The sequence below is a fragment of the Sphingomonas paeninsulae genome, from assembly GCF_003660165.1.
GTDB lineage: Bacteria > Pseudomonadota > Alphaproteobacteria > Sphingomonadales > Sphingomonadaceae > Sphingomonas_O > Sphingomonas_O paeninsulae.
Genome location: NZ_CP032829.1, coordinates 2,237,982 through 2,262,857, shown reverse-complemented (window position 1 = coordinate 2,262,857; position 24,876 = coordinate 2,237,982). Strand labels below are relative to the sequence as shown.

Below are 24,876 nucleotides of genomic sequence, written 5' to 3'. Positions count from 1 at the left end.
GCCGCTTCCTTGAGGTTCCTTACTACCGCTCCTCACATCGTCAGGATCAAACCTTTGGCAGCGTAACCCCGCGCTGGCCCATATATTTGCCCGCGCGATCGGCGTAGCTGACTTCGCAGGGTTCGTTCCCTTTCAGGAACAGGAACTGGCACGCGCCTTCGTTCGCATAGATTTTGGCGGGGAGCGGCGTGGTGTTGGAGAATTCCAGCGTGACATGGCCTTCCCATTCGGGTTCGAGCGGGGTCACGTTCACGATGATGCCACAGCGCGCATAAGTCGATTTGCCGAGGCAAATGACAAGCACGTCGCGGGGCACGCGGAAATATTCGACGGTGCGGGCGAGGACGAAGCTGTTCGGCGGGATGATGCAGACGTCGGTCTTGCGGTCCACGAAGCTGACCGGATCGAAGTTCTTTGGGTCAACCACCGCCGAATCGACGTTGGTGAAAATCTTGAACTCATCGGCCACGCGCGCGTCGTAGCCGTAAGACGACAGGCCATAGGATATGCAGCCGTCGCGGCGCTGGCTCTCCGTAAACGGCTCGATCATGCCGTTCGTGGTTGCCTGTTCGCGAATCCAGCGGTCGGATTGGATAGTCATAATTCCCCCATCGCGGGTTCCTTTGCCTTGATTTGGGGAAGAGGGATAGACTGGCTTCGCCAAAACTCACGTTCCGTAACCGACCCAATACCGGACTATAGCTTTTACGCTTAACATACGCGCGAGCGGCGGGAAGCGTCTTCGCCCATCAGCCCCTTCGGCTACTTCGACAGCACCTCTTTCGGAATGATATAGGCAAGCTGCTGGCTAAAGTCGCTGGCGTCCTTGGGGGTCTCGTCACCATCCTCTCGAAGTATATCGATCACGACCTCTCGATTACCCCGAGCAGCCACACGCTTCTCAGTTGCTGACTGAGCATTCCAATCTGATTTTATGGCATCGCCTGCTGAGAGATGAGCCGTTCTTACATATTCTAGAGCAAGTTCGATCAGCCGCGGCAAGTCCTCAGACACAGCGAACGTCCGAAAATCCTGCTTGCTCGAGGTGACCATGACGTCGATTGCCTCGCCGTCGCTATCGACCAACAAAACTGATTGCTTCATCGGATGGGTCTGCTCATCATGGACCACGAATTTATGGCGAGTCCAGATCAACGCTTTCACGCGTGCACGATCCTCGTGATTGAATATCTTGGAAAGTTTGAGAGGCTTGATCCTCAAGCCGCTCGTGCTCTCAAAGCAACGAAGGAACTTTATCAGTCCGGCGATCCCCAATGCTTCGAGAAGACCCGGCTCGCTTACGGTGAGTGCATGATCCATGAATGCCTTCGCGGCAAACAGATCCTCCATATAGTCTGTTAAGCGCTCAAATTCGTCAGCAAGCGGTCCTCCAATCGGACAGGCAGATCCGCCATCCGGTAGGTTGGGGTACGTGACACAAATTCGACCGATTTGGCCGTCTTGCTCGTTCGTCGGTATCAAGTAGGTACTGCCAAGACAAAACTCTCCGCCCAGAAAAAACTTCACGAACTAACGGCGTCAACTGTTTAGCGTGGAAAAAGCATCATCGGTGAACGAAAACGAGCGACCGCTTCCCACCAATCGCAGACCTTCTAACCCACCGCCTCTTTCCAAACCAGCACCGGCTTCCGCGCGGCCAGCGTCTCGTCCAGCCGCCGCCGTGGCGCAAAGTGCGGGGCCGTCTTCAAGGTCGGGTCCCCTGCCCTCGCCCGATCCGCGACCGAACGCAGCGCGCCGATGAACTGGTCGAGGGCGGCTTTGGATTCGGTTTCGGTCGGTTCGATCAACATCGCACCATGGACGACGAGCGGGAAATAGACCGTCATCGGGTGGAAGCCTTCGTCGATCAGGCCCTTTGCGATGTCGATGGTGTTGAAGCCATCGGCCATGCCGGTGTCTGAAAAGATCGCTTCGTGCATACACGGCCCGGAGTTGGCGAACGGTGCATCAAGCGAGGATTCGAGGCTGCGGAGGATGTAGTTTGCGTTGAGGACCGCGTCTTCGGCCACCTGACGCAGGCCGTCTGCGCCGTGGCTGAGGATATAGGTCAGTGCGCGTGTGAACATGCCCATCTGGCCGTGGAAGGCGACCATGCGGCCGAACGAGCTGGCATGGTGGTCCCCTGCGGTTTCTTCCTCGACAAGGACGAACTGGTCGCCTTCTTTATCGACGAAAGGCAGCGGGGCGTAGGGTGCAAGGGCGGCGGAGAATACCACCGGCCCCGAACCCGGCCCCCGCCGCCGTGGGGCGTGGAGAAGGTCTTATGCAAATTGATGTGCATGGCATCGACGCCGAGGTCGCCGGGACGCACCCGACCGACGATGGCGTTGAAGTTCGCGCCATCGCAGTAAACGAATGCGCCCGCCGCGTGGACGGCGTCGGCAATGTCCTTCAATTCGCGTTCGAACAGCCCGCAGGTGTTCGGGTTGGTGATCATCACGCAGGCGACATCGGGACCGAGGCGCGCTTTGAGGGCTTCGGCATCGACGCGGCCATCGGGGGTCGCGGGGATATCCTCTACCGCGTAACCGGCGAAGGCGGCGGTCGCGGGATTGGTGCCGTGCGCGCTGGTCGGCACGAGGACGACCGAGCGGGCGTCTCCCCGGGCTTCCAAGGCGGCGCGGATCGCGAGAATGCCGCAAAGCTCACCGTGCGCGCCAGCCTTTGGCGACATGGCGACAGCGGGCATTCCCGTGAGCGTCTTTAGCCAATGGGCAAGCTGGTCGATCAGTTCGAGCGCACCCTGCACCGTATCGACCGGCTGCAACGGGTGGATGTCGGCAAAACCGGGAAGCCGCGCCATTTTCTCGTTGAGGCGCGGGTTGTGCTTCATCGTGCAACTGCCGAGCGGGAAGAAGCCGAGGTCGATGCCGTAATTCTGGCGCGACAGGCGGGTGTAGTGGCGGACAGTCTCTGGTTCGGACAGGCCGGGGAGATTGATGGGGGTTTTGCGGGCCAGGGTGCCGAGTTTGCTGGGCTTTCCGGTTGCGGGGGCTTCGGGGAAGTCCACACCGGTGGTGTTGGTGTCGCCGATTTCGAAGATCAGGGCTTCGTCGAGCATCAGGCCACGGTTGCCGGTAAAGGTCGGGGCGGCTTCGGTGCTGTCTGACAGAGGAGCTTCGGGACGCCAGCCGCTTTGGTTGATGTTCATGCGAGCGCTCCTGTCAGGGCGGTGGCGAGGGCTTCGATATCCTCGACCGTGGTGGTTTCGGTGACGGCGATGACGAGGCCGTTTTTCAGGTTCTCGACATCCGGGTACAGGCGACCGAGCGAGACACCGGCGAGGACACCGGCATCGGCCAGTGTGCGGACGATGGGGCGAGCTTCGCGGGGGAGCGCGATGGTGAATTCGTTGAAGAAGGTTTCGTTGACGACACGGACGCCGGGGATCTGCGCCAGGCGATCGGCGGCGATGCAGGCCAGTTCGTGGTTCAGGTTCGCGAGTTCGCGTAATCCCCGTTCGCCGAGCAAGGTCATGTGGATCGAGAAGGCCAGAGCGCACAGGCCGGAGTTGGTGCAGATGTTCGAGGTCGCCTTTTCCCGGCGGATATGCTGTTCGCGGGTCGAAAGGGTGAGGACGAAGCCGCGTTTTCCCTCTGCATCCACGGTTTCGCCACAGAGGCGACCGGGCATCTGGCGGACGTATTTGTCCTTGCAGCCAAACAGGCCGACATAGGGGCCGCCGAATTGCAGGCCGACGCCGAGCGACTGGCCTTCGCCGACGACGATGTCTGCGCCCATTTCTCCGGGCGGGTTTAGTGCGCCGAGAGCGACGGGTTCGGTGACGACGGCGATCAGGAGCGCGCCGTTCGCATGGGCTTTGGCTGCGAGTTCAGTGAGGTCTTCGATACGGCCGAGGATGTCGGGGTATTGGACGACGACGCACGAGGTTTCGCTGTCGATGGCGTCGATCAGGCGGGCGATATCAGTTTCGGCTGTGAGCGCGGGGGCTGCGGTGTCGAGAACGTCGCCGGTGAAGCGCGCCATCGTCTGCGCGACGCTGACATAATGTGGATGGAGGCCGCAGGACAGGAGTGCCTTGCCGCGTTTCGTGATGCGGCGGGCCATGGTGATGGCTTCCCAGCAGGCGGTCGAGCCGTCGTACATGGACGCGTTGGCGACGTCGGTGCCGAACAGGCGAGCGACCTGCGTCTGGAATTCGAACAGGACTTGCAACGTGCCTTGCGCGATTTCGGGCTGGTATGGGGTGTAGGCCGTCAGGAACTCGCCGCGCTGGATCAGGTGATCGACGCTGGCGGGGACATGGTGTTTATACGCGCCACAGCCGAGGAAGAACGGGCCGTCGCCTGCTGCGCGGTTCTTTTTGGCGAGGGCGGAAAGGTGCCGGTCGACTGCGAGTTCGGGGGCGTGGAGGGGCAGACCCTTTATCGGCCCCGTCAGGCGCGCGAATTCGGGTACGTCGATGAACAGATCGTCGACGCTGGATGCACCGATGGTGGCGAGCATCGCGGTCCGGTCGGTGTCGGTCAGGGGCAAATAGCGCATGAATTAAAGTCCCGCGACAAAGGCTTTATAGGCGGTTTCGTCCATCAGGCCGTCGAGTTCGCCCTTGTCATTCAGAACAAGAGTGAAGAACCAGCCGTCGGTTTCAGCAGCGCTGTTGACGAGCGAGGGGTCGCCTTCGAGCGCGGGATTGCCTTCGCTGACGGTGCCGGAGACGGGGGCGTACACGTCGGAGGCGGCTTTGACCGATTCGACAACGGCAGCGTCGCCGCCCTTTTCAATGCGGGTGCCGGATGCTGGAACTTCGACGAACACGATGTCGCCGAGCTGGCCCTGGGCGTAGTCGGTGATGCCGACGGTCGCGGTTTCGCCATCGGCTGCGACGTCGATCCATTCATGGTCGGTGGTGAAATAACGGCTCATTTTGTGGCTCCCTTGCGGTGGTAGCGGTGGGGGACGAACGGCATTGGCGCGACCGTGGCGGACAGGCGTTTGCCGCGAACGTCGATTTCAAGTTGCGTGCCGGGGGTGGCGTGGGCTGACGAAACATAGCCCATTGCGATTGGTGACTGGAGGCTGGGTGAGAAGCCGCCGGAGGTGACTTTGCCGACGAGTGTGTCGCCAGCGTAGATTTCGGCACCTTCGCGGGCGGGCTGACGACCGGAGACGTTCAGGCCGACGCGCTTTGTGGGGGCGCCTTCGGACAAATATTTCTGGATAGTAGCCGCGCCGGGGAAGCCGCCCTGTTCGCGGCGGCGTTTCTGGATGGCGAAGGTCAGCCCCGCGCTGACCGGATCGGTGGCTGGGTCGAGGTCGTGGCCGTAGAGAGGCAGGCCAGCCTCCAGCCGGAGCGAATCGCGGGCGCCGAGGCCGATGGGTTTCACTTCGGGCTGGGCGCAAAGTTCGGTGGCAAGCGCTTCCACCCGGTCGGCGGGGACCGAGATTTCGAAGCCATCCTCGCCGGTGTAGCCCGAACGACTGATCCACAGGTCGCCGAACGCGGCGCACTCCATGAAGAACAGCTTTTCGACGCCGGGGACGACGCGGGACAGGGCTTCGACCGCCTTCGGCCCCTGAAGCGCGAGCAGAGCCTGATCTTCCATGTGGTTCATGGCGATTTCATCGGGCAGGAATTCCCGGATATGACCGATATCCTCATACTTCACCGCGCCGTTGACGACCATATAGATGCCGTCTTCGCGGGTGCTGACCATCAGATCGTCAAGGATGCCACCATCCTCGTCGAGCAGCAGCGAATAGCGCATCTTGTTGACGGGCAGACCGATGATGTCGCTGGGCAGGATCGCTTCGAGCGCCTCTGCCGCACCGTCTTCGGAGATCAGGAGTTGCCCCATGTGGCTGACGTCGAACAGCCCGGCATTTTCGCGCGTCCAGAGGTGTTCGGCGATGATGCCTTCATACTGGATAGGCATATGATAGCCCGCGAACTCGACCATGCGCGCGCCATTGGCTCGGTGCCATGCGTCGAGCGGGAGTTGTTCGATTTCGATTTCGTAATCTTCGCTCAACGGCTGATCTCCACGGGACGGAATGGTGGCCAATGCGCGGCCTTCCAGCCACTTCATCGACCCCCTCTGTCACGGAAACCTGAGAGCTTTCGCTGGCTTGCACCAGCTTACACCTTCGGTGGTTCCTGTTTTTACAGGAACGCTTTCCAGAGTTGTCTTGGTCCGCGCGGTCCGGGTGCCTGAGAGATTCCGGGGTGGTTGCTCCTTCGGCGTAACTGCACCGCGTTAACGGTCAGCCACTCTCCCGCGCGGCCACCCGCGGATTGCTCCCCGGACGACATGCCAAAGCAATGCTTGTCAGCTCGATTCGAGTCAACGCCCGATTCGAGACAAACGGATTAGCGGGTGGCGTTATACTGGAGTTGTTCGGAAGTGAGCTGGAAGCCCACCAGAACTTCGAAACTCACCCGCGCCACGGCGGCGCGAACGTCTGGCTGCGACAGCGGGTCGATCGAAGCGTCGGCGTCCTTCGCTTTGCGCTTGCGTTGTAGCTTGTCCTGAATTTCCTGCGGCAATGTCGCAGAAGCCCGGTCGATCACCGCTCCGCCCGATGCCGTGGCGGTGGTGCGCAACTGGCCGTCGTTGAAGTGCAATGCGACGTGGCTGATGCGCTTTGCAACAACGGTATCGCCGCCACGCATGATGGTGACGAAATATGGGAGCACGATGTCGCGCGCGCCCACCGAACTTATCCGTCGCGCCTCCACTTCGAAGGTCGCCGCTGCGGTAACGTCGGTCCCGGCATCGCCACAAGTGTCCCGCAGCTTGGTAATGGTGGCGACCATATCGAGCGCGGTCGAGTCACGACTGTTGGCCGGATTGAACAGCGTCACGTCGCCGGTGTTCGCAGGGATGGCGACCGCCGGGCAAGCCGACCGCGAAGCGGTGATGCCGCCCGTCTCGTCGATTTCGCCGGTGTGCGCACACGCGCCAAGGAGTGCGAGAGCGGCAACTATGCCGAGGCGTGGGCCGACTGAAGCAAGAATATTCGTCAAGGAAACGCACACCTTTGGACTGCGGTTATCGGCCACCCTCATAGGAACCGGGTTTCGCGCGTGCAAGCAATCGCGTAGGGCGCTCGATCATGACGCTCCCTCATCTCGAACTGGTTATAGCGGCTCCGCGCGGTTTTTGTGCCGGCGTGGACCGGGCGATCCGCATCGTAGAACTCGCCATCGAACGACATGGAGCCCCAGTCTATGTCCGCCACGAAGTTGTCCACAACCGTTTCGTCGTCGACAGCCTGAAAGCAAAGGGTGCCATCTTTGTCGAGGAACTGGACGAAGTTCCCGACGGCGCGCCGGTCGTGTTTTCGGCACATGGCGTACCGAAATCGGTGCCGGCCGACGCGCAGGCGCGTGGTCTGGAATATCTGGATGCCACCTGCCCACTGGTTTCGAAGGTGCATCGGCAGGCCGAGCGACTGGTCGAAACCGGACGCCATATCCTTTTTATCGGTCACGAGGGACACCCCGAAGTCATCGGCACGTTTGGACAGGTTCCCGCCGGTCAGATGACCCTGGTCGAGACGGTGGCCGATGTGGCGGCTCTAATTCCGGCCGATCCGGCTCGACTGGCTTTCCTGACACAAACAACCTTATCGGTGGACGACACGGCAGAGATCGTCGCGGCTTTAAGAGCGAAGTTTCCGTTCATTCATGGACCACGCGGCGAGGACATTTGTTACGCAACCTCGAACCGGCAGGAAGCGGTTAAGCGCATGTCCGGGCGCTGCGAAGCGATGCTCGTTATCGGGGCTCCGAATTCGTCAAATTCGTTAAGGTTGGTCGAAGTGGCCGAACGCAACGGCGTTCGTGCGCGCCTGATCGAAAGGGCGGCGGATATTGATTTCGAATGGCTGGGAATGCCCAAATCACTGGGGCTTACGGCCGGAGCGTCCGCGCCAGAGCTTTTGGTGCGCGAAGTCGTTGCCTGTCTGGCTAAACGGTTTTCGATCACAGAATCGGTGGTCGAAGCGGCGGTCGAGACGATCGAGTTCAAGCTGCCACGCGGTCTGGCTGCCTAGATGGCTGTTTATACTCATGTTTCCGCCGAAGAAATGGCGGCGCTGCTGCTGCGTTACGATGCTGGCACGCTGACCTCTGCCAAGGGGATCGCGGAGGGCGTCGAAAACAGTAACTTCCTAATCGACACGAGCGGCGGCCAGGATGGTGAACGGTTCATCCTGACACTTTACGAAAAGCGCGTGGACGCAGGAGATCTGCCTTTTTTCTTCGCTCTGCTCGATCATCTTGCGGCGAATGGCGTGCCGGTGCCGCGCGCTATTCGTGATCGGGATAATAAGCAATTACAGCAGGTTGCCGGGAGACCTGGATGCCTGATCGAGTTTCTTCCCGGTGTCTCCGTCAGCCATCCGAATCCCGCGCAGGCCCATGCTGCAGGACAGGCTTTGGGCCAGATGCACGCCGCACTGACCGACTTTAAGCTGGATCGTCCGAATACGATGGGACCGGAGGGCTGGCATGAACTGGCGGCAAAATGCAGCGGCGATCTGGACGCAATCGCGCCCGGACTGTCGGTGCGCGTAACAGCGGAACTCGAATGGCTGGACGGTGCGTGGCCGCGCGATTTGCCCCGCGCTGTCGTTCATGCCGATCTGTTTCCAGACAATGTGTTAATGCGCGGCGATGATGTTGGCGGATTGATCGACTTTTACTTTGCCTGCACCGAAGTTCGGGCATGGGACATTGCCGTCACCCATGCCGCGTGGAGCTTTGATAACGATGGGACCGGATATCGCCCGGAAATCGGCGATGCGATCATTGCCGGATACGACGCGGCATTCGGGCTTTCCGATGCGGAGCGCGCAGCGTTTCCGGCGCTGGCGCGCGGGGCCTGCCTTCGCTTCTTGCTGACGCGTGCTTGGGACTGGTTGAACACGCCCGCCGGTGCGCTGGTCACGCGAAAAGACCCACTCGCTTTCCTTCGCAGGCTCGACCATTACGCGCGCCTATGACTGACAACACCATGACTGAAATGCCGAGCGTCGAGATTGCCACCGATGGTGCATGCAAGGGCAATCCCGGCCCCGGTGGCTGGGGAGCGATCATCCGTTCGGGCACGCGCGAACGCGAGCTGGCGGGCGGTGAAAAGCTGACCACCAATAACCGGATGGAAATGACGGCGGCGATCGAGGCGCTCAACGCGTTGACGCAACCATGCCGCGTCAAACTATCCACCGACAGTCGTTATGTGATGGACGGCCTGACCAAATGGATTCACGGCTGGCAAAAGAACGGCTGGCGGACGGCGGATCGCAAGCCGGTGAAAAACGCAGAACTATGGCAAGCGCTGTTAGCCGCAGCCAAGCCTCACCGGATCGACTGGATCTGGGTAAAGGGCCATGCGGGCCATGCCGACAATGAGCGTGCCGACAAGCTGGCTAGCGACGCAGCCGTGGCCGCGTCGCGCTAATGGTTATTGGAGCAGGCCAGTGGGTTGGGCCAGCTATTCAGGGTCGACTTCGGCACCGGGGCCATTCTTTTTCACCGATTCGATAGCGTTTTTGGCACCAGCCTTCGAAGCATAGCCCTCAGTCCAGAAGATCACTTCAGAATTATATTTGAACTTGGCGACATACTCGCCAGCCTTATTCTGTTCGATCACGAATTTGTGAGCCATGTTTTGCCTCCCAAGTGGAAAGCGAAGCTAACGCGGTTCTGCCAGAACGCAAATAGTCAGCAAAAACGCATGGGCGAATAGGGCGCGGGGTCGATTTCAGGGATTTGGCCCAGCAGAATTGCCGCAGACAAGCGCGCGGCAGCCGGTGAAGTCTGGATACCGATGCCCCCCTGTCCTGCACACCAGAAAAGCCCCGAAATAATTGGGTCAAAGCCGTAGATCGGCAAACGATCGGGCGCGAAGGTACGCAGGCCGGCCCATTTGCGTTCGACCGCGAGAACCTTCCAGTCGGTTACACTTTCGAACCGGTCGATGGCGATGGCGACATCAATGTCTTCGGGAGCAGCATCGCCGGGGTCGACCGGAGTTTCGTCCTGCGGACAAAGCCAGAGCCGGTTCGGACCCTCGGGCTTGAAATAGAAACTGCCCCCAACGTCTGTGACCATTGGCAGGTCGGCAGGTACATCGTCGCCATCGACACGCACCTGCGCGATCGTGCGGCGGCAGGGTTGCAGGCCGAGTGGTTCGGCACCGGCAAGTTTGGCTACGACATCGCCCCATGCTCCGGCCGCATTGACGATAGTCGTGGCTTCGATGGCTTTATCGCCAGCGGACACACGCCAGCCCTTTGCCAGACGTTCGATTGCCTCGACCCGGAAGCCGGTTTCCACCGTCCCACCCGCGCGCCGGAACCGGGACAGGACCGCCGCATGAAGCGCAGCGACATCGATATCGGCGCAAGTCGGTTCAAGCAGGCCAGCGGCAAGTATCGGCTTTGCGCGCGGAACTCGTGCACGAATATCCTCATAGCTCATGCGTTGCAGAGCGACGGTCCCCGCAAACTTCGCCTGCATTTCATCGAGCAGGGCAATATGCTGTGGTTCTGCAACGCTCAGTGAGCCGCGCGCACTAAGGAAACCACCATCGTTCAGCGCATCGAACGAACGCGTCGTTAATGGCTGGATGAACGGTCCGCCCAGCGTCTCGTGCCACAGCGCCGCCGACCGGCCGGTTGAGTGGTAGCCCGGCTGATCCTCGGCTTCGAGAAGCACGACCGACGCGTGCGGGGCCAGTTCGGCGGCGAGGCTGGCACCAGCGATCCCTGCGCCGATGATTGCAAAGTCGAAGGTCATGATCGCTGGTCCAGAAATGCGGTAATCTCAGCCATCACCTGATCGCGCAATTCGTCCCGTTCACGAAGGACTTCGTGTGCAGCATTCTTATCCAGCATGAACAGTTTTGCGTGAGGCAGCCGCGGGGCAAAATCGCGGATCGCACGCGGGCTGACAAGTCGGTCGCCATCGGTGCCGACGATGAGAATTGATTGCGTGATATGCTCCACGGCTTGCGGGCGACGCAGCAGGGCGATCGAGCGAAAGGCAGCGTCCAGCCATGTCCAGCTTGGCGGGCCGAGGACGAGCACGGAGTCCTGTTTCTTCCACCAGAGCTCATCGGCGTAGCGGGCGTCGTCGTGCGTCAGCAAGCTCTGACGCGACACGCCGGGCAGCGACGGTTTTTCGTTGCTCTTCCACGCGGCATGACGGCTGCTGGTAACGCGGGCCATCAAGTGAGCGAACGATGCAGCCCATGAAAACGGCAATGGCCCGGTGTCGAACCCGAGCATCGGTGCAGAGAGGACCACCGCATCGGGAGCGATGCGACGTTCGGCAAGGGCGCGGAGCAGCAAATGGCCACCCATCGAATGGCCCATCACGAAATGAGGACCGGGTTCACGGTGACGCCAGTCGTCGAAAAACGCCGCAAGATCATCGATCCATGTGGCGAAATCATCGACGTGCCCCACGCGCGGATCGGCTCCCAATCGGCCTGAACCGCCCTGTCCGCGCCAGTCGAAGCTGGTCACGGAGCGGCCGGAAGCGGCCCATTGATCGAGGCTTTCCAGATACTTCTCAAAAATATCGCCGCGCCCGCTGAGCCACAGAATCGACCCCCGCGCCTTTCCCCTTCGTGGCTGGAAATAGGTTCGCAACGGCCAACCGTCGGGCGCGGACGCCATGGAGACAGTGGCGTCGGCGGGAATTCGGCGGCGGTCGAAGAACATGCGCGACGGTTACGGTTTGGAAACACCCGTCGTCTAGAGGGTTAATGATGGGGGATTTACATATCATGGTACTGGCCGCGCTTGCCGTGCTGCTGATCGTCGCGTCGATCACCGACTGGTTTACGCGCACGATCGAGAATTGGCTGAACCTGTCGATCGCGATTGGTGCGCCATTATGGTGGTGGGCAAATGGTTCCGCGCTTTGGCCCGATGTCGCGATCATCGTCGCGCAGGCTGCGATTGTGTTTGCGATCTTTGCCGGGCTGTTCGCGCTGGGTGCGATGGGTGGCGGCGACGTCAAGATGATCGGCGCGCTGGCCCTGTGGTTTCCGCCGCTGCAATTTTTGCACCTGATTTCAGTGATGGCAGTTGCCGGTGGCGTACTGACGGTCGCGATGCTGATCCGGCACAAAATACACAATTTCGAAGGGCGCCCTGAGATTCCTTATGGAATTGCAATCGCTTTCGCGGGGCTCTGGGAAATCTACCAAACGATATCTTAACCAATTTCCGCGAATAACGCAGACGAACACACGCACAACGCAAGGAGGCGTTGCCCGACATGGAACCTAAAAAGATCGCTCTACTCGTCGGAGCCCTGCTGATCGCAGCGGTTACCGCAGTCATGGCGAAGAACATGTTCGGGCGCAGTGGAGCCCCTGCTGCTCAGGCGGTTACGATCGTACCAACCGGACCCGAGGTGCTGGTCGCCACGCGGGCGCTGCCGGTCGGGACGATCATCGAACCGGACAGCTTCCGCTTTCAGCCGTGGCCGAAGGATCTCATTCAAAACGCCTATTACCTTAAGGGTACGGCAGATGCGACAACGCTGACCGGCACGGTCGTGCGCGCCCAGATTTCGGCCGGCCAGCCATTGACGCAGGGGTCAACCGTTCGTCCCGGCGATCGCGGCTTCCTTGCAGCAGCACTCGGGCCCGGAATGCGCGCCGTTACCGTTTCAGTATCCGCCTCGGCAGGTGTCGCAGGCTTCGTCTTTGCAGGTGACCGCGTCGACCTCGTACTGACACAGACCGTCGAGAATCAAAGCAGCGGAAGTCAGAGCGGCGGATCAGCGCTTAAGACTTCGGAAACCTTCGTTCGTAACCTCCGCGTTCTGGCGACCGATCAGCGCACCGTACCCGAAGATGACAAGGGCAAGAAGGAAGTCAAAACCTTTGCCACCGTCACTCTCGAGGTCACACCGCGCATTGCCGAGAAAATCCAGGTTGCGCAGAGCATTGGCCAGCTGTCGCTTTCGCTTCGGTCTATCGCCGACAATACGTCGGACCTCGACGCTGCAATCGCGTCGGGCGCAGTCAATGTACCGGCTGGCACCGATCCCAAGGACAAGAAGTTCCTCATTGCAGTGGCATCGCGTCCTATCGATACCAATACCACTTTCGTAACCGGTGCCGACGTATCGCGTTTCCAGCGCAAAACCGTACCTTCGCAGGGCCCCGCGCCGACGATGAACAACGCGACTGGAGGACTTGGCGGATCGGGTGGCGAAGGGAAACCGCTGGGTCCGGTCGTCCATGTCGCGCGCGGCGTTACCGTGACCGAGACTCCTGTGGGGGAAAATAACATGAACCGCAAGTCATTGCTTCGCCAGTGTCGCGTCGCCAGCTCGATCATCACCATAGCGGCGGTCTTTGCGACCTCGATCCCTTCGATCGCCGCCCCCCAACATCGCGTGGCAACACGCACTTCGGGGAAGGTATCTCTGCCACAGGGTGAACAGCGCCCCAGCCGTGAGATCGTGTTGTCGGTCGGTCGTGGTGAGCTTTACAACCTGCCCGCAGATGTCAGTGACGTCTGGACTGCGAACGCAGCGGTTGCGGATGTTTACGTTAGCTCGGCCCGCCAGATCCACATTTTCGGCAAGGCCGAAGGTGAATCGACGATCTACGCCAAGAACAGGGCGGGAATTGTCGTGTTTTCCGCCAACGTCCGCGTGGGTGCAAACGCGAACTCGCTCGATCAGATGTTGCGCCTCGCCATGCCTGAAGCATCGATCCGCGCCACCTCGATGAACGGCCTCGTGCTGCTGACCGGCGTCGTCGCGGCTCCCGAAGATGGTGCCGAAGCCGAACGTCTGGTCAAGGCTTTCCTCGGCGATAAGGTCGAAGTCGTCAGCCGTTTGCGCACGGCAACGCCCCTTCAGGTCAACCTGCAAGTCAAGATCGCGGAAGTCAGCCGCTCGCTCGCTAAGTCGATCGGCGTCAATATGACGACCCGCGATACGACGGGTGGCTTCAATGTCGGTGTGGCGCAGGGTCGTAACTTCGGTACGATCGGTACCGCAGACACCAGCGCACTTCCGCAGCTCGATGCATCGGCGCTTTATGGATTGCCTGCCGGGTCGCTGAAACTTCCGTTCGATCCCGTCACCGGTCGCTTTATTACCAAAGGCGCCACGGTCGGCAACTTCTCCGCGCTGGGTCTTGGCGCTGGCACGACGACGCTGGGCTTCCTTGGCAAATTGTTCGGAGTCGACATTGGGTCGGCGATCGATCTGGCAGAAACCGATGGTCTCGTCACGATGCTTGCCGAACCCAACCTCACGGCCATGTCGGGCGAAACCGCAAGCTTCCTTGCAGGTGGTGAGTTCCCGATTCCGATCTCGCAGACGCTTGGTCAGGTGACGATCGAATATAAGCAATATGGCGTCAGCCTGTCGTTCACTCCGACAGTGCTTGCCGACGGTCGCATTTCGATGCGCGTCCGGCCGGAAGTCTCGCAATTGTCGACCGACGGTGCAGTTACGCTCAATGGCTTTACGGTTCCGGCTCTCACGACACGGCGGACCGAAACCACCGTCGAACTGGGTTCAGGGCAGAGCTTCATGATCGGTGGGCTGTTGCAGAACAACAATGCCAACACGATCCAAAAGGCTCCTGGACTCGCCGATGTTCCAGTACTCGGCGCATTGTTCAAGTCGACAGGCTATAAACGCGCACAAACCGAACTAATGATTATTGTCACGCCATACCTGGTGAAGCCAGTGTCCGCAGGCGACATTCACTTGCCAACGGACGGGCTGAAGAACCCGACCGATCTGCAAAACTTCCTGCTGGGTCAGGATTTTGGCGGCAAATCTGGCACTCAGCGTCCAAAGCCGACACTCGCGCCGCCGGTAACGGTTCCTGCGCAGCCATTGGGCCAGGTTAGCCCTTCGTCGCTGGCTCCGCAGGGGCCGAGCAGTCGACAGCCAGCAACCCAGAGCACGCCAACGCCCGGATTCAGCAGCAATTGACCCGAGATACGGAGATGAAAATCATGCGCAAACTTTCTGTTCTCGCGATCATTGCCTGTAGCGCTTCGCTGTCGGCATGCGCAACGGACGCAAGTCGCGGACTGGAATCGGTCCACCAGCCTGTCGTCAATCGTACCGACTATGTATTCGATGTCGCTGCCCCCGATGGCGAGCGGTTTTCGACAAACGATGCCGATCGACTGAATGGCTGGTTTGGCTCGATCAAGCTACGTTACGGCGACCGCTTGTCCGTGGACTCGCCGGGCGGCGATCACGGCGGGCGAGCAGCAGTTGCTGCAATCGCTGCTCATTATGGCCTGTTGGTCGAGGAACGCGCGCCTGTCACCGAGGGAGTAATTTCCGCCGGCAACGTCCGTGTCGTCATCAGTCGGATGACGGCGTCGGTGCCGGAATGCCCTGACTTTTCGAAAAAATCTGCGGCACAGTTCAACGGTGCTCAATCATCGAATTACGGATGTGCCATTAATTCAAATCTTGCGGCAATGGTCGCCGATCCCCACGATCTTCTCGCAGGCCGTGAAGGTTCAGAAAGTGTCGATGCGTCGACATCGACCAAGGCAATCAAGGCCTATCGTCTCGCTCCCCTCACCGGAACCGCTGGCATAAAAATCGAATCGTCCAAAGCTGGAGCCAACTGATGAACGCACCCTGGTCTCCTTCGCGTAATGGTGGCGTGGTACGCGATCCATTCACCGCCTTCGTTTGCGACGAGCTGACTGCCGAGCAGATCCGCCCGATCGCTGTCGAACTTGGCTGGGCTCCGGACAAGGTCAACAAGGGCGGTCTGCGCAACGCGGTCCAGTCATTGTCGGTCTCGGCAAGTCCCCAGATCCTGTTCGTCGATCTGTCCGAAAGTGGCGATCCACTGAACGACATCAACGCGCTGGCCGAAGTCTGCGAACCTGGAACCGTCGTGATTGCGGCCGGCCAGGTCAACGACGTTCGCCTTTATCGCGATCTGGTTGCCAGCGGCATTCAGGATTATCTGCTGAAGCCATTCAGTGCCGATCAGCTTCGTGAGGCCTTTGCTCACGCGCAAGCTGTGTTCAACGCGCCCAAGCACATCGATGCCAGTACCGAACGTCCGCATGTCATGGCGGCGATCATCGGAGCTCGCGGCGGTGCCGGTGCCTCGACGCTGGCAACGTCGATTGCGTGGCTGTTGAGCGAAAAGGCCGAGCGATCGACTGCGCTGCTCGATCTCGACATTCACTTCGGGACCGGCGCGCTGACGCTCGACCTCGAACCCGGACGTGGCCTGACCGACGCGATTGACAACCCAAGCCGTATCGACGGTTTGTTCATCGAACGCGCAATGGTCAAAGCCAATGAAAAGCTTGCCGTCCTGTCGGCCGAGGCTCCGATCAATCAGCCGATGATGACCGACGGTGCCGCCTTCTTCCAGCTTCAGGAAGAAATGCGGACGGCCTTCGAATGCACGGTTATCGACCTGCCGCGCGGTATGCTGGTCCAGCACCCGCATCTGATGAGCGATGTTCAGGCAACCGTCATCACGACCGAACTGACGCTTGCCTCAGCCCGTGACGTGATCCGCATCCTGTCGTGGCTGAAGTCCAATGCGCCACAGAGCAGCGTCATGGTCGTTGCCAACAAAGTTGCGGCCGCTGGTCCTGGCGAAATTAGCCGCAAGGACTTCGAAACGTCGATCGAACGCAAACTGGATTATGTCGTACCGCTCGACGTGAAAGTCGCAACTCAGGCGGCAAAGCTCGGCAAAACGCTCGCAGAAGCTGGCAAGGGGAGCAAAACAGCCACCGTACTGCTCGACATCGCCAACCGGCTTGTCCGCACCGTCGATGAAGCCGCGATCGCCAAGGTCGCCGATGGCAAAACCGGTGCCAAGGGTTCGTTGCTGGGCAAACTCAGTGGCATCACGGCGATGTTGCCTAAAAAGTCTAAGGAAAAGGCGGCCTAGTCATGGATATCCTGCAGCTTTTCATGTTGGCGGGCAGCGCTCTCGCAGTGATGCTGCTTATCTATTTCGCCTTTTCTGGACCCAATGAACAAAAGATCCAGATGCGGCGGATGACCGCCTTACGCGATCGCCACAGCAATTCCACGGGTGCCGTCGTGGAAGCGCAGATGCGCCGCATTCAGGCGACCCGTGCGACCAAGATGGACGGCATTGCAACGCGGCTGCTGCCCAACCCGGCGAATCTGAAAAAGCGCCTAGATATGACCGGCAAGGATTGGACGCCTGGCAAATACCTGATGGCGGGCGTGATCATCTTGTTGGTTATCGTCGTCATCATGACAATGAAGGGCCTGCCGTTCCTGCTTTGCCTGTTACTCGGCACATTCGCTGGTCTGTGGTTTCCACACCTGGCGGTCGGTTACATGATCAATCGGCGCATCGGCCAGTTCAACAAGCGGTTTCCCGACGCGATCGAGTTGCTGGTACGCGGTTTGCGTTCGGGACTTCCGATTTCCGAAACGCTGGGCGTCGTTGCCTCCGAAGTTCCCGGCCCGGTAGGTGAAGAGTTTCGATCGGTCAGCGACAAGATCAAGATCGGTCGCACAATGGACGCGGCTATGCAGGAAACGGCCGACCGGCTCGGAACGCCTGAATTTCAGTTCTTTTGCATCAGCCTGACCATTCAGCGCGAGACAGGTGGTAATCTGGCGGAGACGCTATCCAATCTGGCAACCGTGCTGCGTATGCGCGCACAGATGAAGTTGAAGATCAGGGCGATGTCGTCTGAATCCAAGGCTTCGGCATACATTATCGGGGCATTGCCGTTCATCGTTTTCGGCCTGATTTATATGATCAATCCAAACTACATGGGCGGATTCTTTGTCGACCAGCGTCTGATGATCACAGGTGGCGGCGGATTGATATGGATGAGCATTGGCGCATTCATCATGTCCAAAATGATCAGTTTCGAAATTTGAACAAGGGCTGCAACCGATGAATCCGACAGTGCCCGGCCCCACCATAATGGGAATCGACGTGTTGTGGGTGGCAACGATCCTTTCTGCGTTAGCCGTATTCTTCGCTCTGACGGCGATCTATGCAGCCACCACCGTGCGCGATCCTATGCAAAAGCGCGTCAAGGCCCTGAACGAACGCCGTGAGCAGTTGAAGGCCGGCATCGTCGCATCGACATCGCGTCGGCGAGCAAAGCTGACGCAAAAGAACGAAACGACCGATAGAATGCGGTCGCTTCTGTCCTATCTGCAGGTGCTTCAGGATAGCCAATTAAAGGCTGCGCAGGTCAAGTTGATGCAGGCTGGCATCCGTTCGAAAGACATGGCGGTTGCTGTGATTTTCGCGCGGATGGTGCTTCCCATCGTCCTGGGTGGCGCAATGATCCTGTATGTCTATGCACTCGGCGGTTTCCCTCTGTGGAGTCCGCTCAAACGCTATGGCATCGTGGCTGCGACATTGATCATGTGCTACAAAGGCCCCGATCTTTACGTCAACAATCTGGTCAACAAGCGTACGGCTGCAATCCGCAAAGGTCTGCCCGACGCGCTCGATCTACTGGTGATCTGCGCCGAAGCCGGCCTGACCGTCGATGCAGCCTTTGGTCGTGTCGCCAAAGAACTTGGCCGCGCCTATCCCGAACTGGCTGACGAATTCGCCCTGACCGCGATCGAGCTGAGCTTTCTGACCGACCGTCGAGCTGCTTTCGACAATCTGGCGACGCGCGTGCCGCTCGATGCGATGAAGGGCGTCGTCACGACCATGATCCAGACTGAGAAATATGGCACGCCGCTGGCATCCGCCTTGCGCGTGCTATCGGCGGAATTCCGGAACGAGCGCATGATGCGTGCTGAAGAAAAGGCCGCGCGCCTGCCCGCGATCATGACCATTCCGTTGATCATGTTCATTTTGCCGGTTCTGTTTATCGTCATCCTCGGGCCAGCGGCCTGCGCGATCTCCGACAACTTCCTCGGCAAATAAGCCGCGATAGAGAAGCACGGAACGACAATCGCCATCATCTGTTTCTCCTTCGTAACGGAGGAGAAACAGGATGCCCGCTTTCACTACCAATCAATGGGCCGTCGTCGTACTTGTGCTTGTGGCCGGGTGGTTGCTGGGGCTGATGAGTCGATCGGGCGGTGCCAAATGGCGCCGCGCCTACGAAGAAGAGCGCGAAAGCCATTTGGCACTACGTCGCGATTACGAAGCGCATCTCCAGCAGCACGGGATGGTCAGCGACACACGTATCCCGCCGCTCGACGATCGGACGATACGACGCCCTATTTGACGCCGAGCGCAGCCTGAGCGGCGGCAAGGCGGGCAATTGGGACGCGATAGGGTGAAGCGCTGACGTAATCGAGCCCCACGCTTTCACAGAACGCAATGCTCGCCGGGTCGCCGCCGTGTTCGCCACATATACCAAGCTTTATGTCGGGACGCGCTGTGCGGCCCCTTTCCGCCGCAAGCGCGATTAGTTCGCCCACCCCCTCGACGTCCAGACTGACGAATGGGTCGGTCGCGTAAATGCCCTTTTCGACATAGGTCGTCAGGAAGCGACTGGCGTCGTCGCGTGAAACGCCGAGCGTCGTCTGGGTCAGATCATTGGTACCGAAGCTGAAAAACTGGCCGACTTCTGCGATTTGTCCGGCCATCAAAGCAGCGCGGGGCAGTTCGATCATCGTGCCAACCAGATATTCGATACGCTTGCCACGTTCGGCAAATACGGCCTCGGCAGTACGATCAATGACTTCCTTCATCAGTTCCAGTTCGCGCCTGGTGGCGACGAGGGGAACCATGACTTCGGGGATCGGCGAAACTTCGAGATCACAAGCAGCTTCGAAAATCGCTCGGGCCTGCATCTCATAAATTTCGGGATAGGTGACACCCAACCGGCATCCGCGATGACCGAGCATCGGGTTGAATTCGTGGAGTTCGACAGTGCGCCGCTTCAGCACTTCGACAGCGACACCAGCGGCCTTTGCTACGTCTTCGAAATCGGCTTCGGCGGTCGGCAAAAACTCATGCAATGGCGGATCGAGCAGGCGGATCGTTACAGGCAACCCGGCCATCACTTCGAAAATGCCAAGGAAATCAGCACGCTGTTCGGGAAGGAGCTTTGCAAGGGCGACACGCCTGCCCGCTTCGTCTTCGGCAAGAATCATCTCGCGGACGGCAGTGATCCGGCTCGCCTCGAAAAACATGTGCTCAGTGCGGCAAAGGCCAACACCCTCGGCCCCGAATTCGCGCGCGACCTTTGCGTCGGCTGGCGTTTCGGCATTGGCGCGGACCTTCATCCTGCGCGCGCCATCGGCCCAGACCATCAGCGTTCCAAAGTCGCCCGACAATTCGGGCTGCACGGTAGCGACAGCACCAACCATCACTTCGCCCGAAGAACCGTCGAGCGTGATGATGTCGCCCTCGCTGATAACACGCGCGCCGACTTTGGCCGTTTTGGCCTTTGCATCAATGGAGAGCGAGCCTGCTCCAGACACGCATGGACGTCCCATGCCGCGCGCCACGACAGCAGCGTGGCTGGTCATGCCGCCACGAGCGGTCAGGATGCCCTTTGCCGCGTGCATCCCGTGGATGTCTTCGGGCGAGGTTTCGGTACGGACGAGGATAACAGATTCGCCCAGAGCAGCGCGGCGTTCGGCGGTGTCGCTGTCGAACACCGCGGCACCGGTCGCCGCGCCGGGAGAGGCTGGCAGCCCCTTTACCAGCACGTCGCGTGCGGCCTTTGGGTCGAGGGTCGGATGCAACAACTGGTCAAGCGATGCAGGTTCGACGCGCATCACCGCTTCTTCCTGAGTAATCAGCCCTTCGCTCGCCATGTCGACCGCGATCTTCAGCGCCGCGCGGGCTGTGCGCTTGCCGGATCGGGTCTGGAGCATCCAGAGCTTACCGCGCTCCACGGTGAATTCGATGTCCTGCATATCGCGGTAATGGAGTTCCAGCAGGTCAAAGACGCGCGCCAGTTCAGCATACACTTCGGGCATCGATTCCTGCATCGACAACGGCTTGGCTTTCGCCCGCTCGCGCGCTGCAGTCGTCAGATATTGCGGTGTACGGATGCCGGCGACAACGTCCTCACCCTGCGCGTTGATCAGATATTCGCCATAATAAGCCCGCTCGCCGTTCGCCGGATCGCGCGTGAATGCGACTCCGGTTGCCGAGGTTTCGCCCATGTTGCCGAACACCATCGCCTGCACATTGACCGCCGTGCCCCAGTCATGCGGAATGCTGTTGATGCGGCGATAAACCTTTGCCCGCTCGGATTGCCATGACCCGAATACGGCGCCCACCGCACCCCAAAGCTGAGCATGAACATCCTGGGGGAACGGCTTTCCCCAAAGTTCCTCAACCAAGCGCAGGTATTCGACGACCAGCGCCTCCAGATTGGCTGCCGTCAACTCGGTGTCGAGAGTGACGCCCTTGTCTTCCTTGGCAATTTCCAGAGCTTCTTCGAACGCACCGTGATCGAGGCCAAGGACAACGTCGGCATACATCTGGATAAAACGGCGATAGCTGTCCCACGCAAAACGCGCGTCACCGGATGTTGCGGAAAGCCCCTGAACCGTGACATCGTTGAGGCCGAGATTGAGGACGGTGTCCATCATTCCCGGCATCGAAACGCGCGCGCCGGATCGGACCGACACCAGCAATGGATCGGCAGGATCACCGAACTTCTTGCCGGTTATCCCCTCGATATGCGCGATGCCGTCGGCGACCTGCGGGTTGAGTTCGGCAGGGAAAGCCTCTCCCTCCTCATAATAACGCGCGCACATCGGCGTCGAAATTGTGAAGCCCGGCGGGACAGGCAGACCGATCGACGCCATCCCATCGAGGTTTGCGCCCTTGCCCCCAAGCAGGGTTTTCTCCTGATTCCCTTCAGAAATGCCGCCACCGAAACGGTACACATATTGGGTCATGGGAAGTCCTTACTGGGCTTAAGTTTGCACCGAATGGGCAGCAATTCTGCGATCACCCTTCGATCTTCGAAAAATCGGCCATGCGGTGAACGGCGTCACGCACGCGGGCAAGCAATTTCAAACGCGCATCGCGTTTTTCGGGAGCCGGGTCGTTAACAGTAACGGTTTCAAAGAACGCATCGATCGGTGCGCGCAGGGTCGCCAAGGCGGACATCGCAGCTTCAAAATCTTCACGGGCGATGGCTGCGGTGGCGAGGGGTTCAGCGGCGTCGAGTGCGTCGATGAGGGACTGTTCGGCGGGTTCGCGAGTGTAGGATTGAATGGAAATACTTAGGTCTAGCACTTCTTTTTTCAGAATATTTGACGCGCGTTTGTACCCGGCTAAGAGGTTTGCGCCTTCTGACGTGATTACAAAAGCCTGCAATGCCTTCACGCGAGCGAGAAGGCGAACGAGATTGTCCTCGCCACCTAGCGCAAAAACTGCGTCGATTAGGTCATGGCGGACACCTGCTTCCCGCTGCTGGACTTTTAGGCGGTCGATAGTGAAATCAAGCAATTGATTGAACGATGCGCTCGATCCAGCATTGCTTTCTGCGAACGGATGGCCAGCCACCCTCAAGATTTTAGAAACTGAATAGCTGAGGCCATTCTTTTCGATGAGCGCGACAATCCCTAACGCTGCTCGCCTAAGCGCGAAGGGATCTTTCGACCCTGTTGGCTTCTCACCAATTGCGTAAAACCCGGAAAGACTATCCAATTTATCTGCCAAACTCACCGCCACCGTCACTGGAGCAGTCGGCACATCATCGCCCTGCCCGACCGGCTTGTAATGATCGCGAATCGCATCGGCGACTTGCGGGTCATGCCCCTGTGCTGCTGCATAATAGCCGCCCATTATGCCCTGAAGTTCGGGGAACTCCCCGACCATGCCGGTAACGAGGTCGGCTTTGCAGAGGTGCGCTGCGGTTTCAGCCAGATCGGCAAGCTGTGTTTTGTCGCCTTGACCGGGAACTATGCCCTCTTCGACCAACCACCGCGCCAGCTTGGCTACGCGGTCAACCTTGTCGGCAACCGTGCCCAGCTTCTCATGAAACACGATCTGCGACAGTTTCTTGGCTTGTTCCTCGAGCGGAACCTTCAGATCTTGTTCCCAGAAGAATTTCGCATCGCTCAATCGCGCGGCAAGCACCTTCTGGTTTCCGGCGACGATCCCTGCCCCTCCGTCGCTGGCTTCGATATTGGCCGTGCAAATGAACGCGTTTGCCAACACCCCTTCCGCATTGGTGCAAGCAAAATACTTCTGGTTGGTCCGCATGGTGAGCTGGATCACTTCACGTGGGACGGTCAGAAACTCGGGGTCAAAACGCCCGAGCAAGGGCACCGGCCATTCGGTCAGCCCGGCGTTTTCGGCGACCAGTCCTTCGTCGGGAACCAGCGTCAGTCCGGCGGCAGTCGCGGCGGCGGTCGCGCCCTCGCGGATTACGGTCATGCGCTCGCTATGGTCGACGATGACATGGCACATCCGCAGTTTTTCGGCGTAATCGTCGGCGCTGCCGATGGTGATTGGGCCGCTGTGGTGGAAACGATGGCCGAGCGTAGTCGCGCCGCTTGTCGTTCCGTCAATTTCAAACGGGACGATAGTTTCGCCGAACAGTGCGACGATACCCTGCAATGGACGGACCCATTTCAGCGACTCAGTACTGAGCGACGCCGCCCCCCAGCGCATCGACTTCGGCCAGGGAAAGGCGCGGACGATGGCGGGGATGGCTTCGGCAAGCACGGCTGCGGTTGGGCGACCGGGCTTTTCGATCACCGCGAAAAACACGCCGTCGCGTTCGACCAACTGGTCCCGCGTCAGGCCTGTGGAACGCAGGAACCCGGCGAGCGCCTGTTCAGGGGCGTTGGCGCGCGGCCCTTTGCGTTCTTCGCTCACCGATTGCGTCTCGACCGGCAGGCCGCGTGCGATTAGGGTCAGGCGCCGCGGCGTGACGAAAGTTTCAAACGCTTCGGCTTTGAGACCTGATTTGGCGAGTTCTTCGGCAAACAAGCGCGCAAGGTCGTCGGCCGCCTTGATCTGCATCCGCGCGGGGATTTCTTCGGAGCGAAGTTCGAGGAGGAAAGGCGTCATGCCGACCATCCGTTCTTTTCCATCCAGCTAGCGCAGGCACCCTTCGCCAGTTCACGCACGCGACCCATATAGGCGGCACGCTCGGCGACCGAGATAACCCCGCGTGCTTGCAGAGTATTGAAGATGTGGCTGGCCTTGATCGCCTGTTCATAGGCGGGGATCGGCAAGTTGCGCTCGATCATCGCCTTCGCCTCGTCTGCGGCGAAAGTGAATGATTTGAACAGATTGTCTGTGTTCGCCGCCTCGAAATTATAGGCGCTCATCTCGCGTTCGTTCTCAAGGAAGACGTCGCCATAGGTCACCCCTGCCCCGTTGTAATCGAGGTCGAAGATCGAATCCTTGTTCTGGACATACATCGCCAGACGCTCCAGCCCGTAAGTCAGCTCGCCCGACACCGGCTTACAGTCGAAGCCGCCCATCTGCTGAAAGTAAGTGAACTGCGTCACTTCCATACCATCACACCAGACTTCCCAGCCAAGGCCCCAGGCACCGAGCGTCGGCGACTCCCAGTCGTCCTCCACAAAGCGAATGTCGTGCTTCAGCGGGTCGATACCGATTGCGGCCAGACTGCCGAGGTATAGTTCCTGCAAATTGGACGGACTCGGCTTCAGGATCACCTGATACTGATAATACGCGCCCAACCGGTTCGGGTTTTCACCATAGCGTCCGTCGGTCGGACGGCGGCAGGGCTGCACGAATGCGGCGTTCCACGGATCGGGACCGAGCGCACGCAGGGTGGTCGCGGTATGAAACGTCCCCGCGCCCATTTCCATATCATATGGTTGCAGAATCACGCAGCCACGATCGCCCCAATATTCATGGAGCTTCAGGATCAGCTTTTGAAAGCTGAGAGGTTGGGCCACGCTTGGGGGTTCCT

Annotated in this window: 22 protein-coding genes, 2 pseudogenes and 1 riboswitch; of the genes and pseudogenes, 11 read left to right on the top strand and 13 right to left on the bottom strand. The window is 59.8% G+C overall.

Features of this window, described 5'->3' with window-relative positions; translation table 11 throughout:
- Positions 1-46: 46 nt before the first annotated feature.
- From dcd to D3Y57_RS16540, 7 genes and pseudogenes are all read right to left on the bottom strand, one after another.
- A complete protein-coding gene (gene dcd / locus D3Y57_RS16570) occupies positions 47-601 on the bottom strand; it encodes a dCTP deaminase (protein ID WP_121154359.1) in 555 nt (184 codons plus the stop codon).
- A 161-nt stretch (positions 602-762) separates the two neighbouring features.
- Complete coding sequence (locus tag D3Y57_RS16565; RefSeq protein ID WP_162987167.1) at positions 763-1,527, bottom strand: hypothetical protein; 765 nt, start codon at positions 1,525-1,527, stop codon at positions 763-765.
- 86 nt (positions 1,528-1,613) lie between these two features.
- A pseudogene (gcvPB, locus tag D3Y57_RS16560) lies at positions 1,614-3,172 on the bottom strand (aminomethyl-transferring glycine dehydrogenase subunit GcvPB).
- Positions 3,169-4,527 (bottom strand): aminomethyl-transferring glycine dehydrogenase subunit GcvPA, encoded by a 1,359-nt coding sequence (gcvPA, locus tag D3Y57_RS16555; protein WP_121154355.1) that lies wholly within the window; start codon positions 4,525-4,527, stop codon positions 3,169-3,171. Before gcvPA ends, gcvPB begins: the two are co-directional and overlap by 4 nt.
- Positions 4,528-4,530: 3 nt before the next feature.
- Positions 4,531-4,908: a glycine cleavage system protein GcvH gene (gene gcvH, locus D3Y57_RS16550; protein WP_121154353.1), complete on the bottom strand. Its 378-nt coding sequence runs from the start codon at positions 4,906-4,908 to the stop codon at positions 4,531-4,533.
- Positions 4,905-6,071 carry a glycine cleavage system aminomethyltransferase GcvT gene (gene gcvT / locus D3Y57_RS16545; RefSeq protein WP_121154351.1) on the bottom strand — a complete coding sequence of 389 codons (1,167 nt, stop codon included), beginning with the start codon at positions 6,069-6,071 and terminating at the stop codon, positions 4,905-4,907. Before gcvT ends, gcvH begins: the two co-directional genes overlap by 4 nt.
- A 100-nt stretch (positions 6,072-6,171) precedes the next feature.
- A riboswitch (glycine riboswitch) is annotated at positions 6,172-6,271 on the bottom strand.
- Between the two features lie 81 nt (positions 6,272-6,352).
- Positions 6,353-7,009, bottom strand: coding sequence for a hypothetical protein (locus D3Y57_RS16540; protein ID WP_347400395.1), 657 nt, complete (start codon positions 7,007-7,009; stop codon positions 6,353-6,355).
- Positions 7,010-7,098: 89 nt separating this feature from the next.
- Between D3Y57_RS16540 and ispH the strand changes: the two genes are divergently transcribed.
- From ispH to rnhA, 3 genes are read left to right on the top strand one after another with little or no spacing between them, the layout of a single operon-like run.
- Entirely contained in the window at positions 7,099-8,040 is a 942-nt protein-coding gene (ispH, locus tag D3Y57_RS16535; protein WP_121154349.1) for a 4-hydroxy-3-methylbut-2-enyl diphosphate reductase, read from the top strand.
- Positions 8,041-8,991, top strand: coding sequence for a homoserine kinase (gene thrB, locus D3Y57_RS16530; RefSeq protein ID WP_121154347.1), 951 nt, complete (start codon positions 8,041-8,043; stop codon positions 8,989-8,991).
- Between the two features lie 11 nt (positions 8,992-9,002).
- A complete protein-coding gene (gene rnhA, locus D3Y57_RS16525; RefSeq protein ID WP_121156087.1) occupies positions 9,003-9,449 on the top strand; it encodes a ribonuclease HI in 447 nt (148 codons plus the stop codon).
- Between the two features lie 33 nt (positions 9,450-9,482).
- On the opposite strand, the gene D3Y57_RS16520 is transcribed toward rnhA, so the two are convergent.
- From D3Y57_RS16520 to D3Y57_RS16510, 3 genes are read right to left on the bottom strand one after another with little or no spacing between them, the layout of a single operon-like run.
- Complete coding sequence (locus D3Y57_RS16520) at positions 9,483-9,656, bottom strand: YegP family protein (protein ID WP_121154345.1); 174 nt, start codon at positions 9,654-9,656, stop codon at positions 9,483-9,485.
- Between the two features lie 56 nt (positions 9,657-9,712).
- Positions 9,713-10,789, bottom strand: coding sequence for an NAD(P)/FAD-dependent oxidoreductase (locus tag D3Y57_RS16515; RefSeq protein ID WP_121154343.1), 1,077 nt, complete (start codon positions 10,787-10,789; stop codon positions 9,713-9,715).
- Positions 10,786-11,718 (bottom strand): alpha/beta fold hydrolase, encoded by a 933-nt coding sequence (locus tag D3Y57_RS16510; protein ID WP_121154341.1) that lies wholly within the window; start codon positions 11,716-11,718, stop codon positions 10,786-10,788. The genes D3Y57_RS16515 and D3Y57_RS16510 overlap by 4 nt, the downstream gene beginning before the upstream one ends.
- A 44-nt stretch (positions 11,719-11,762) precedes the next feature.
- Between D3Y57_RS16510 and D3Y57_RS16505 the strand changes: the two genes are divergently transcribed.
- The 8 genes and pseudogenes from D3Y57_RS16505 to D3Y57_RS16470 all read left to right on the top strand — a co-directional run bounded on the left by D3Y57_RS16505 (position 11,763) and on the right by D3Y57_RS16470 (position 19,230).
- Complete coding sequence (locus D3Y57_RS16505) at positions 11,763-12,221, top strand: A24 family peptidase (protein ID WP_347400394.1); 459 nt, start codon at positions 11,763-11,765, stop codon at positions 12,219-12,221.
- Between the two features lie 59 nt (positions 12,222-12,280).
- Positions 12,281-13,294: pseudogene (gene cpaB, locus D3Y57_RS21660) on the top strand (Flp pilus assembly protein CpaB); the annotation flags it as partial.
- A 9-nt stretch (positions 13,295-13,303) separates the two neighbouring features.
- Positions 13,304-14,974: a type II and III secretion system protein family protein gene (locus D3Y57_RS21655; RefSeq protein ID WP_121156083.1), complete on the top strand. Its 1,671-nt coding sequence runs from the start codon at positions 13,304-13,306 to the stop codon at positions 14,972-14,974.
- Between the two features lie 23 nt (positions 14,975-14,997).
- Entirely contained in the window at positions 14,998-15,633 is a 636-nt protein-coding gene (locus tag D3Y57_RS16490; protein ID WP_121156081.1) for a CpaD family pilus assembly protein, read from the top strand.
- A complete protein-coding gene (locus tag D3Y57_RS16485) occupies positions 15,633-16,931 on the top strand; it encodes a pilus assembly protein CpaE (protein ID WP_121154339.1) in 1,299 nt (432 codons plus the stop codon). Before D3Y57_RS16490 ends, D3Y57_RS16485 begins: the two co-directional genes overlap by 1 nt.
- Before the next feature lie 2 nt (positions 16,932-16,933).
- The gene (locus D3Y57_RS16480; RefSeq protein WP_121154337.1) at positions 16,934-17,908 is read left to right on the top strand and encodes a type II secretion system F family protein; all 975 of its coding nucleotides are present in this window, start codon (positions 16,934-16,936) and stop codon (positions 17,906-17,908) included.
- A 16-nt stretch (positions 17,909-17,924) separates the two neighbouring features.
- Complete coding sequence (locus D3Y57_RS16475) at positions 17,925-18,923, top strand: type II secretion system F family protein (RefSeq protein WP_205590078.1); 999 nt, start codon at positions 17,925-17,927, stop codon at positions 18,921-18,923.
- 70 nt (positions 18,924-18,993) lie between these two features.
- Positions 18,994-19,230: a hypothetical protein gene (locus D3Y57_RS16470; RefSeq protein ID WP_121154335.1), complete on the top strand. Its 237-nt coding sequence runs from the start codon at positions 18,994-18,996 to the stop codon at positions 19,228-19,230.
- Here the strand turns inward: D3Y57_RS16470 and ppdK are convergent.
- The 3 genes from ppdK to D3Y57_RS16455 are packed head-to-tail and all read right to left on the bottom strand — an operon-like array spanning position 19,223 to position 24,862.
- Positions 19,223-21,871, bottom strand: coding sequence for a pyruvate, phosphate dikinase (ppdK, locus tag D3Y57_RS16465; protein ID WP_121154333.1), 2,649 nt, complete (start codon positions 21,869-21,871; stop codon positions 19,223-19,225). The two genes, D3Y57_RS16470 and ppdK, sit on opposite strands and share 8 nt — an antisense overlap.
- Positions 21,872-21,923: 52 nt before the next feature.
- Entirely contained in the window at positions 21,924-23,999 is a 2,076-nt protein-coding gene (gene glyS, locus D3Y57_RS16460; protein ID WP_121156076.1) for a glycine--tRNA ligase subunit beta, read from the bottom strand.
- Positions 23,996-24,862: a glycine--tRNA ligase subunit alpha gene (locus D3Y57_RS16455; protein WP_239025900.1), complete on the bottom strand. Its 867-nt coding sequence runs from the start codon at positions 24,860-24,862 to the stop codon at positions 23,996-23,998. Before D3Y57_RS16455 ends, glyS begins: the two co-directional genes overlap by 4 nt.
- Between the last annotated feature and the right edge of the window lie 14 nt (positions 24,863-24,876).

What these genes read in the sequence shown, in the direction of transcription:
- dcd (WP_121154359.1), bottom strand. Translation starts at nt 601, where the DNA reads ATGACTATCCAATCCGACCGCTGGATTCGCGAACAGGCAACCACGAAC.
- gcvPA (WP_121154355.1), bottom strand. Translation starts at nt 4,527, where the DNA reads ATGCGCTATTTGCCCCTGACCGACACCGACCGGACCGCGATGCTCGCC.
- gcvH (WP_121154353.1), bottom strand. Translation starts at nt 4,908, where the DNA reads ATGAGCCGTTATTTCACCACCGACCATGAATGGATCGACGTCGCAGCC.
- gcvT (WP_121154351.1), bottom strand. Translation starts at nt 6,071, where the DNA reads ATGAAGTGGCTGGAAGGCCGCGCATTGGCCACCATTCCGTCCCGTGGA.
- ispH (WP_121154349.1), top strand. Translation starts at nt 7,099, where the DNA reads ATGACGCTCCCTCATCTCGAACTGGTTATAGCGGCTCCGCGCGGTTTT.
- thrB (WP_121154347.1), top strand. Translation starts at nt 8,041, where the DNA reads ATGGCTGTTTATACTCATGTTTCCGCCGAAGAAATGGCGGCGCTGCTG.
- rnhA (WP_121156087.1), top strand. Translation starts at nt 9,003, where the DNA reads ATGACTGAAATGCCGAGCGTCGAGATTGCCACCGATGGTGCATGCAAG.
- D3Y57_RS16520 (WP_121154345.1), bottom strand. Translation starts at nt 9,656, where the DNA reads ATGGCTCACAAATTCGTGATCGAACAGAATAAGGCTGGCGAGTATGTC.
- D3Y57_RS16515 (WP_121154343.1), bottom strand. Translation starts at nt 10,789, where the DNA reads ATGACCTTCGACTTTGCAATCATCGGCGCAGGGATCGCTGGTGCCAGC.
- D3Y57_RS16510 (WP_121154341.1), bottom strand. Translation starts at nt 11,718, where the DNA reads ATGTTCTTCGACCGCCGCCGAATTCCCGCCGACGCCACTGTCTCCATG.
- D3Y57_RS16505 (WP_347400394.1), top strand. Translation starts at nt 11,763, where the DNA reads ATGATGGGGGATTTACATATCATGGTACTGGCCGCGCTTGCCGTGCTG.
- D3Y57_RS21655 (WP_121156083.1), top strand. Translation starts at nt 13,304, where the DNA reads ATGAACCGCAAGTCATTGCTTCGCCAGTGTCGCGTCGCCAGCTCGATC.
- D3Y57_RS16490 (WP_121156081.1), top strand. Translation starts at nt 14,998, where the DNA reads ATGCGCAAACTTTCTGTTCTCGCGATCATTGCCTGTAGCGCTTCGCTG.
- D3Y57_RS16485 (WP_121154339.1), top strand. Translation starts at nt 15,633, where the DNA reads ATGAACGCACCCTGGTCTCCTTCGCGTAATGGTGGCGTGGTACGCGAT.
- D3Y57_RS16480 (WP_121154337.1), top strand. Translation starts at nt 16,934, where the DNA reads ATGGATATCCTGCAGCTTTTCATGTTGGCGGGCAGCGCTCTCGCAGTG.
- D3Y57_RS16475 (WP_205590078.1), top strand. Translation starts at nt 17,925, where the DNA reads ATGAATCCGACAGTGCCCGGCCCCACCATAATGGGAATCGACGTGTTG.
- D3Y57_RS16470 (WP_121154335.1), top strand. Translation starts at nt 18,994, where the DNA reads ATGCCCGCTTTCACTACCAATCAATGGGCCGTCGTCGTACTTGTGCTT.
- ppdK (WP_121154333.1), bottom strand. Translation starts at nt 21,871, where the DNA reads ATGACCCAATATGTGTACCGTTTCGGTGGCGGCATTTCTGAAGGGAAT.
- glyS (WP_121156076.1), bottom strand. Translation starts at nt 23,999, where the DNA reads ATGACGCCTTTCCTCCTCGAACTTCGCTCCGAAGAAATCCCCGCGCGG.